Origin of the sequence: Exiguobacterium sp. s146 (assembly GCF_018618415.1) — a bacterium.
Taxonomy (GTDB): domain Bacteria; phylum Bacillota; class Bacilli; order Exiguobacteriales; family Exiguobacteriaceae; genus Exiguobacterium.
This window is the reverse complement of the sequence record NZ_JACSMA010000008.1, coordinates 36,477-43,704: the sequence shown is the minus strand read 5'-3', so window position 1 is coordinate 43,704 and position 7,228 is coordinate 36,477. Positions and strand designations below refer to the sequence as shown.

Genomic DNA, 7,228 nt, shown 5'->3' with positions numbered 1-7,228 from the left:
CACGGAAGTTAAGCGCTTCAGCGCCGAAAGTAGTTGGGGGTCTCCCCCTGTGAGGATAGGACGTTGCCAGGCCAACGCGAAAGACGATCAAGCATCCGCTTGGTCGTCTCTTTTTGTATATAAGTCGGATCTATTCGGATAGGAAGGTTGCCTATATGACTCGAAAATCGAAGCGTAATCCTTTTACATTTATGGAAACATTGGAGCAACATGTACGAGAAGATCGTGTCTCCTTTCATGTACCTGGCCATCACAATGGCACAGTAAGCGATGAGAAGTTACCGACCGTGTTTCAAAAAATAATGCCATACGATTTAACAGAACTCGGACATTTGGATGATTTACATCATGCTGAAGGTATTATTTTAGAAGGGGAGAAGGCGTTAGGTTCTCTTTATCAGAGTAAAAGCAAATGGTTAGTGAATGGTTCGACGGCTGGAAACTGGAGTCTATTGGCAGCGACCGTCAAGCGTGGAGAACGAGTATATGTCCAACGAAATTCTCACAAATCGGTGTGGAACGCCATTGAGTGGCTCGGTTTAGAACCCATCTTACTCACTCCAGAATTAGATCGTGGAAGCAGTCTACCGACTGTTGTGGCATTAGAAACAATTCAAGAGGCTGTCACACAGTATCCAGGAGGAAAAGCTCTCCTTCTGACATCTCCTACTTATTACGGAGATATGGCAAACATTTCAGAGATTAGTGCTTATTTGCGTCCGTTAAATATTCCGCTCTTAGTAGATGAAGCACATGGGGCTCATTTGATTCATCCTACATTTCCAAAGCGATCTGCCATCTTTGAAGGGGCTAGCGCGGTCGTTCAGTCTGCTCATAAAACCCTTCCAGCGCTTACGATGGGTGCATGGGTCCATTATAAGGAAGAAATTGATGAGAAACGTTTATTTCATGCGCTCTCTTCTTTCCAAACGTCAAGTCCGTCCTATTTGATTATGGCTTCACTCGATTACGCTAGGGAGTATCTCGAGAATTTGAGTGAACGGGATTGGACGCATATTCAAACGAGCCATTTCGCATTCATCATGGAAATGAGACGAGCTGGCTTTTCAATCAAAGTGGGCGATGACTTCACCAAAATGACTGTGCTGACATATCCGAAAAATGGTCTCGTCTTTAGTCAACATTTGGCGTCAATCGGCATTGATGTGGAACTGGCCGCAGAAGATCATGTGTTATTCTGCCTGCCGTTAAGGGAATTAAAAAGCCAAGAGATTCAACATTGGGTAAAACTGATTAAAAATGCATCACAACACGTCCCGCTCATCGTCGAAGATGAAACCATTTATCCTTATCCGATGACAGAGCGTGTTTCGTTGTTGCACGCTATTTCAGATGATGCGAATATCACCCGCCAATCGTTTGAACAAGCAATTGGAGCCGTTGCTGCAGAGACCGTTATTCCTTATCCGCCGGGAATCCCGTGGATACTACGAGGAGAAGTCATCACACACGAGAAAATCAGAGTATTGAATGAATGGATTTCACTAGGACGGAACCTTCAAGCGAGTAAGCATGTTATGATGAAACAAATTGATGTTATCGTAGAGGAGTTTTAATCGTGAAAGGTATGTTTATTACTGTAGAAGGTCCCGACGGTTCGGGGAAAACCACACAGTTGCAATTGTTAGTTCGTTCATTGACTGAAAAAGGATATGAAGTAGTCGTCACTCGAGAACCAGGAGGGACAAAAGTCGGAAACAGTATTCGAGAAGTCTTGTTATCGCCAGAACATGATGAGATGACCCCGCGAGTCGAGATGATGCTGTATGCCGCGTCCCGTGCCCAAAACGTCGATCAAGTGATTCGACCTGCTCTTAATCGAGGGGCGATTGTAGTGTGTGATCGCTTTGTCGACGCCTCGATCGCCTATCAAGGATATGGACTCCAATATGATTTGACTCAAATTTTATCACTGAATGAGTGGGCAACAGCCGGGATTACACCTGATTTGACCTTCCTCTTTGATTTGACTCCTGATCAAGCGAGTCGTCGCATGAAAGATCGAGGTCAATTAGACCGCATCGAAAGCCGTGATGAGGCTTTCCATCAGCGTGTATATGATGGGTTTCAGAAATTATTGGAACAACATCCGAAACGGATGGTTCGCATCGATGCGAACGCTACAATTGAGATGATTCAAGATGAAGTGTTAGATATTACGTTAGAACGATTAAATGACAGAGGAGTGACGCAATGATGAAGATGGTAATCGCGATTGTACATGATAAGGACAGCGCCCGGTTGTCAGATGCTTTAATTGAAGAAGATTTCCGCGCAACGAAATTAGCCACAACGGGAGGCTTTTTGAAAGAAGGGAACACAACGTTCATGATTGGTGTACCAAAAGAACGGTTAGACGATTTGCTTGCGCTAATCAAATCAAATTGTTCGAGCCGAGATCAAATGATTACCCCGATTTCACCGATGGGTGGTCACGCCGATTCATATATTCCGTATCCGGTAGAAGTCCAAGTCGGCGGAGCAACTGTGTTCGTCTTGCCGATTGAAGGATTCCATCAGTTTTAATGGGAACGGTCACGAATATGAGCTTTCAAGAGTTAGCGAAATCTCAAACGGTTATCGCCAAAGTGATTGAAAATTCGATTGTCGCTCAAAAGGTGGGTCACGCCTATATTTTCTCGGGAGACTATGAGCCTTATTTAATTGAGACGGCGCAACTGTTTGCGAAATCCCTTTTTTGCGAGTCGCCTGACGGGGTAGAGCCTTGTGGCAGTTGTCGAAACTGTCGACGGATGGATTCAGGGAACCTTGTCGACTATATGGAAGTGGAACCGGATGGGGCGAGTATCAAAAAAGAACAAGTTCAACAGTTGTTGAGCGACTTGTCGCTACGTGGCGCAGAAGGCGATCGTCAAATATACGTCATTCATCAAGCGCATAAAATGACACCTCAGGCGGCCAACAGCCTCTTAAAATTTTTCGAAGAGCCGGGTGTTGGGAAACTAGCCATCCTCGTCACGACCCAGCCACAACTCCTATTGCCGACCATCCGTTCGCGGGCTCAGCATTTAGTGTTTCGACCGATTGATCGAGAACGGCTTGTGGAAACGTTGGTCGCGGATGCGCAGTGTACGAGCGATTTGGCGCGTCTCGCATTAGAGACGTATCCGAAATGGGAAGACGCGCGAGAGGCGCTTCACAACGACTGGTTTGTACAGGCGTATGGGCTAGTGGTACAATTAGTTGAAGTATTGACAAAACGCCCGCAAGAATTGCTTTTATTTGCCCAAGAAAAATGGCTTGGCCATTTTAAAGGGCGAAATGAATTGCGAGTCGGTCTCGAGCTGTTCGGAAATTGGTTGGAGCAAGCGCTCCATTTCAAGGTGCGAACAGACTATGTTCCGGAATTGTTTACGAAAGAACAGGCGCTATATATCGCGTTTGTCAAAGATCGCCCGGTTCATAAAATCGTCCATGCTATCGAATATGTCCATGAGGCGATTCGGCGGCTTGAGGCAAACGTCAATCCTCAATTAACGTTCGAACGTTTAACGTTCGATTTGCAGAAAGGATAGGAGAGCGTGCTTGAAGTAGTCGGAGTCCGTTTTAAAGAAGCGGGAAAAATCTATTACTTTTCACCAGGCGAAGCAACGCTTGAACGTGGGGACCATGTCATCGTAGAGACGGTACGAGGCATCGAATACGGTGAAATCGTCCAAGTTGGTAAGCAACTGGGTGAAGACGAAGTAGTGTTGCCTTTAAAGACAATCCTTCGTGTCGCCGATCAAAAGGATGCCGAAATCGTTCAAGACAATCGATTGGCAGCATTTGACGCTCACGCCGTCTGTGAAGAAAAAATTCGTGAACATCGACTTGAAATGAAGTTGGTCGATGTTGAGTATACATTTGATCGCAATAAAGTCATCTTTTATTTCACGGCAGAAGGACGCGTTGATTTTCGAGAACTCGTCAAAGATTTAGCAAGTGTGTTTCGAACGCGCATCGAACTCCGTCAAATTGGGGTTCGGGATGAAGCGAAACTGCTGAGCGGAATCGGGCCTTGTGGCCGTGTACTGTGTTGCTCCTCGTTCTTAGGGGAATTTGAGCCGGTATCGATTAAGATGGCCAAGGATCAGAACTTATCCTTGAATCCGAACAAAATCTCTGGTGTGTGTGGTCGTCTCATGTGCTGTCTGAAATACGAGAATGATACGTATGAAGAATTGAAGCGGGATTTACCGGACGTCGGAAAACGAATCAAAATTCCAGAAGGTGACGGACGTGTCATCGGTCTCAACATCTTGGATCAATTGATTCAAGTCGAGTTGAATGACCGGACCCGTGTTGTGACGTATACAATCGACGAACTCGTCGAAGTCGGTGCAGTCAAACGAAAACCGTCGAAACAGTGATGGGGTGCTGAGCAGTGGAAAGAATGGATAAAAAGGAAGTCATGATGCGGGTCGATGCGATCGAGCAACAAATGCAATTGTTGACGGAGCATTTAGGGGTGCTCAAAGAGCAACTCGCCTATTTGCTCGAAGAAAACCAACACATGTATCTCGAAAACCATCATTTGCGTGAGAAAGTGGAGCAACTTGCAGAAGTGGAGACGCCTGATGGGGATCCCCAAATTGCGTTGTCCGGAAAAGGGCAGAACAATTTGGCGGCACTATACCAAGAAGGATTTCACATTTGTAATTTGCACTACGGGCAAGTCAGAAAAGACGGAGATTGTCTCTTCTGTATGTCGATGCTAAATAAACATTAATAAGGGGCGATAGACGGGAGCATTCCCGTCCGTCGCCTTTGTACGTTATGTAGGAGGGAAATGGCGTGACTGTTAAACAAGGTGAACGTCTTGATGATTTGTTAGGGCGTCCCGGCAAGATCATTCAAAGCGATGACGTTTTTTCATTTTCATTGGATGCCGTATTACTCGCTGAATTTGTGTGGGTACCGATTCAAAAAGGAAAACTCGTCGATTTGTGCGCCGGCACGGGAGCGATTCCGCTCTTTTTATCATATCGAACGAAAGGGACGGTCACGGGTGTGGAAATCCAGCCTCGCCTCGTCGACATGGCCAACCGAAGCATTGCCGTCAACGGATTGGAAGAGCGGCTGCACATCGTTGAAGGGGATGTGAAAACCGCTGCCAGTCAATTAGGGCATGCCCGTTACGATGTCGTCACGTGCAATCCCCCTTATTTTTTGGCGAACGAGACTTCGCTGCGTAATCAAAATGAACATCATACGATTGCACGCCATGAAGTTCTTTGCACGTTAGAAGACTGCATCCGTTCAGCCAGTCAACTCGTCAAACCAGGTGGGAAGGTCGCCTTCGTCCATCGTCCGGAACGATTGCTCGACATTTTGACGCTCATGCGGGCGTATCGGATTGAACCGAAACGAATGCAACTCGTTTATCCGAAGCAAGGTCGAGACGCGAACACATTGTTAATAGAGGGGTCGAAAGATGGAAAAGCAGGGCTCACAATCTTACCTCCGTTTGTCGTTTATGAGGAAGATGACACGTATACGAGCGACATGCGGGCAATCCTCGATGCGTAAGCACTTCGCCTATATTCTCGAGTGCAACGATGGCACGTACTATACCGGATATACGACGGACGTGGATAAGCGGATGGAAGTGCATAACAACGGCAAAGGAGCGAAGTATACACGAGCTCGTCTCCCGGTGACGTTGCGATATGTCAGGTCGTTTGCGACCAAACGTGAAGCCATGCAATACGAATGGTCCATCAAACAACTCACGCGGGCTCAAAAACAGCAATTGATGGAGGGAACGAGTAATGAACTCACAGAAAAGTTATCAGACTGATGGGCCCACGCTCTATGTCGTGCCGACGCCGATTGGAAATTTAGAAGACATGACGTATCGGGCGGTCCGGATTTTAGGGGAAGTCGATTTGATTGCGGCCGAAGACACGCGCCAAACGATGAAACTCTGTCGCCATTTCGAGATCGAGACGAAACTCGTCAGCTACCATGAACACAATAAGCTCGTGAGTGGCCCGCGTTTGATTGAAGACATTCAAGCGGGGAAATCGATCGCTGTCGTCTCGGATGCCGGTATGCCTGGCATATCCGACCCTGGGAGTGACCTCGTGCGATTGGCCATTGAAGCGGAGCTCCCCGTCGTCGTGCTCCCTGGAGCGAACGCGGCGTTGACGGCTCTTGTCGCCTCTGGTCTTGCGACCGAGCGGTTTTTGTATTACGGATTCTTGCCCCGTAAAAAGAAAGAGCGGATCGATGTGTTATCATCGTTACAATATGAACCCGGCACCATCATTTTTTATGAAGCGCCACATCGGTTGAAAGAGATGTTGACCGGGATTAAAGAGGTGTTCGGCAATCGGCAACTTGTCCTCGGACGAGAGTTGACGAAAACGTTTGAAGAGTTTTTACGAGGCACTGTAGAAGAAGCACTTGTCTGGTGCGAAGGTGAGGTACGCGGTGAATTCGTCGTCTTGGTGGAAGGATCGACGGAAGCGGCACCGACGCACGATTGGTGGGAGGCGCTATCGCCCCTCGAGCACGTCGACCGTTATATCGAGGACGGTTTAAAACCGAATGCCGCCATTAAACAAGTCGCTAAAGAGCGGGGCTTGTCACGGAGCGAGGTATATGACGCGTATCACCAAGTCGACAAAAAAGAGTAAGCAAGGAATCCCTTGCTTACTCTTCGCTGTAGTAGTTTTCGAGCATGTTTTTCAACTCGACGAGGACACGTTGTGCGCCTTCTGGTGAAAGGATCAATTTACCGTCAGCCAACTTGAAGTTGTCATCCGATACTTCGCCTGTCACTTGGCAAGTCATGTTTGGTTTGTATTTTTTCAACACGATTTGATCGTTGTCGACGTAGATTTCAAGTGCGTCTTTCTCAGCGATCCCGAGTGTGCGGCGCAATTCGATTGGAATGACGACACGACCGAGCTCATCAACTTTCCGTACGATACCTGTAGATTTCATTTTGTGTTTCCTCCTCCAATGGTGTCGAAATCTCTTGGTGACATGAGTCGTCAAAATTCGACAATGTTACTACAGCAAAAAGCATACTAAACTTTCCAATTGCAGTCAACTGTTTACTATTGGAAATCCACATTTTCGAAAAATGACGATGTAAGAGCAATATATACCTAAAATTCCCCGAAAGTTAGGACATGAAACAAAGAAAGGGTTTTTTTGGAACATATTTTATGAGATAACAACAAAAAAATTCCAA

At 46.8% G+C, this 7,228-nt stretch carries 10 protein-coding genes; 9 read left to right on the top strand and 1 reads right to left on the bottom strand.

Annotated features, from left to right (window positions below):
* The first annotated feature begins 155 nt into the window (after positions 1 to 155).
* The 9 genes from KNP83_RS14750 to rsmI all read left to right on the top strand — a co-directional run bounded on the left by KNP83_RS14750 (position 156) and on the right by rsmI (position 6,665).
* Positions 156 to 1,577, top strand: a complete 1,422-nt coding sequence (locus KNP83_RS14750; protein WP_251139414.1) for an aminotransferase class I/II-fold pyridoxal phosphate-dependent enzyme — start codon at positions 156 to 158, stop codon at positions 1,575 to 1,577.
* A gap of 2 nt (positions 1,578 to 1,579) precedes the next feature.
* Complete coding sequence (tmk, locus tag KNP83_RS14745; RefSeq protein ID WP_214763092.1) at positions 1,580 to 2,218, top strand: dTMP kinase; 639 nt, start codon at positions 1,580 to 1,582, stop codon at positions 2,216 to 2,218.
* Positions 2,218 to 2,547 (top strand): cyclic-di-AMP receptor, encoded by a 330-nt coding sequence (locus KNP83_RS14740; protein WP_029594397.1) that lies wholly within the window; start codon positions 2,218 to 2,220, stop codon positions 2,545 to 2,547. Before tmk ends, KNP83_RS14740 begins: the two co-directional genes overlap by 1 nt.
* Positions 2,548 to 2,564: 17 nt before the next feature.
* Positions 2,565 to 3,557 carry a DNA polymerase III subunit delta' gene (locus KNP83_RS14735; protein WP_214763091.1) on the top strand — a complete coding sequence of 331 codons (993 nt, stop codon included), beginning with the start codon at positions 2,565 to 2,567 and terminating at the stop codon, positions 3,555 to 3,557.
* Between the two features lie 6 nt (positions 3,558 to 3,563).
* On the top strand, positions 3,564 to 4,394 hold the full coding sequence (locus KNP83_RS14730; RefSeq protein ID WP_034781766.1) for a PSP1 domain-containing protein: 831 nt from the start codon (positions 3,564 to 3,566) through the stop codon (positions 4,392 to 4,394).
* A gap of 23 nt (positions 4,395 to 4,417) precedes the next feature.
* Positions 4,418 to 4,753, top strand: a complete 336-nt coding sequence (gene yabA, locus KNP83_RS14725) for a DNA replication initiation control protein YabA (protein WP_021065760.1) — start codon at positions 4,418 to 4,420, stop codon at positions 4,751 to 4,753.
* Positions 4,754 to 4,818: 65 nt separating this feature from the next.
* The gene (locus tag KNP83_RS14720) at positions 4,819 to 5,553 is read left to right on the top strand and encodes a tRNA1(Val) (adenine(37)-N6)-methyltransferase (protein ID WP_214763090.1); all 735 of its coding nucleotides are present in this window, start codon (positions 4,819 to 4,821) and stop codon (positions 5,551 to 5,553) included.
* Positions 5,546 to 5,824, top strand: a complete 279-nt coding sequence (locus tag KNP83_RS14715) for a GIY-YIG nuclease family protein (RefSeq protein WP_214763089.1) — start codon at positions 5,546 to 5,548, stop codon at positions 5,822 to 5,824. Before KNP83_RS14720 ends, KNP83_RS14715 begins: the two co-directional genes overlap by 8 nt.
* A complete protein-coding gene (gene rsmI, locus KNP83_RS14710; RefSeq protein WP_214763088.1) occupies positions 5,796 to 6,665 on the top strand; it encodes a 16S rRNA (cytidine(1402)-2'-O)-methyltransferase in 870 nt (289 codons plus the stop codon). Before KNP83_RS14715 ends, rsmI begins: the two co-directional genes overlap by 29 nt.
* 16 nt (positions 6,666 to 6,681) lie before the next feature.
* Here the strand turns inward: rsmI and KNP83_RS14705 are convergent, their stop codons facing one another.
* On the bottom strand, positions 6,682 to 6,975 hold the full coding sequence (locus KNP83_RS14705) for a transition state genes transcriptional regulator AbrB (protein WP_012727742.1): 294 nt from the start codon (positions 6,973 to 6,975) through the stop codon (positions 6,682 to 6,684).
* Positions 6,976 to 7,228 lie beyond the last annotated feature (253 nt).

What these genes read in the sequence shown, in the direction of transcription:
- rsmI (WP_214763088.1), top strand. Translation starts at nt 5,796, where the DNA reads ATGAACTCACAGAAAAGTTATCAGACTGATGGGCCCACGCTCTATGTC.
- KNP83_RS14715 (WP_214763089.1), top strand. Translation starts at nt 5,546, where the DNA reads ATGCGTAAGCACTTCGCCTATATTCTCGAGTGCAACGATGGCACGTAC.
- KNP83_RS14750 (WP_251139414.1), top strand. Translation starts at nt 156, where the DNA reads ATGACTCGAAAATCGAAGCGTAATCCTTTTACATTTATGGAAACATTG.
- KNP83_RS14740 (WP_029594397.1), top strand. Translation starts at nt 2,218, where the DNA reads ATGAAGATGGTAATCGCGATTGTACATGATAAGGACAGCGCCCGGTTG.
- yabA (WP_021065760.1), top strand. Translation starts at nt 4,418, where the DNA reads ATGGATAAAAAGGAAGTCATGATGCGGGTCGATGCGATCGAGCAACAA.
- KNP83_RS14705 (WP_012727742.1), bottom strand. Translation starts at nt 6,975, where the DNA reads ATGAAATCTACAGGTATCGTACGGAAAGTTGATGAGCTCGGTCGTGTC.
- KNP83_RS14735 (WP_214763091.1), top strand. Translation starts at nt 2,565, where the DNA reads ATGAGCTTTCAAGAGTTAGCGAAATCTCAAACGGTTATCGCCAAAGTG.